The 583-nt window shown below is 38.1% G+C and carries 2 protein-coding genes; one reads left to right on the top strand and one right to left on the bottom strand.

The window, feature by feature from the left end:
• Nucleotides 1–181 (top strand): hypothetical protein (locus CHI10_RS22535; RefSeq protein WP_218831294.1); only part of this gene is annotated, 181 nt, incomplete at its 5' end.
• Here the strand turns inward: CHI10_RS22535 and rpmE are convergent.
• Nucleotides 162–374, bottom strand: coding sequence for a 50S ribosomal protein L31 (rpmE, locus tag CHI10_RS04930; RefSeq protein ID WP_009332279.1), 213 nt, complete (start codon nucleotides 372–374; stop codon nucleotides 162–164). The genes CHI10_RS22535 and rpmE overlap by 20 nt on opposite strands.
• Nucleotides 375–583 lie beyond the last annotated feature (209 nt).

The following is a 583-nucleotide window of genomic DNA, read 5'->3' as shown; positions in this document are numbered from 1 at the left end:
CCGCTTTTCTTACTATTTTATGAAGAAAGGGGTCGAGCTGTTAATCTTACTTGCACTCGCGATTTTAAAAAGCAAAAAGGTCCCTAAAGTAATTCTTCATAACGGCTTATTTTGCAATAAAAAACAGGCAAGAAAGTTAACTTGCCTGTTTTTGTTGTTTATTATTTTTGTTCTGACTTAATGCCGTATTTCTTATTGAAACGGTCAACACGTCCGCCGGCTTCAGCGAATTTCTGACGTCCAGTATAGAATGGATGGCACTCAGAGCAAGTTTCAACGCGGATTTCTTCTTGAACAGAACCGGTTTCGAACTCGTTACCGCAAGCACATTTCACCATTGCTTTTTTATAGTTAGGATGAATTCCTGATTTCATTCTTTTCATCTCCTTCCGCCCTGAATCATTCGAAACAGAGTTATATATTACGGGCAATCATGAATTGCCGTAAACTTCAAAAACACACTGTCGTTATTATAACAAGTCCATGTGTTTTTTGCAATAAGTGAATTTCGCATCCTGGAATTTCCAGATGGAATTTTGTTTATTAACGTTACCCGTTGGTTTCCGCTGCAGGCATTTGCTTT

The organism is Bacillus sp. 7894-2, from assembly GCF_002272225.1.
Classification (GTDB): Bacteria; Bacillota; Bacilli; order Bacillales; family Cytobacillaceae; genus Cytobacillus.
This window is presented reverse-complemented; position numbering and strand designations above follow the sequence as displayed.

Excerpts from the sequence above, each read along its gene's own strand:
- rpmE (WP_009332279.1), bottom strand. The coding sequence starts at position 374 with ATGAAATCAGGAATTCATCCTAACTATAAAAAAGCAATGGTGAAATGT.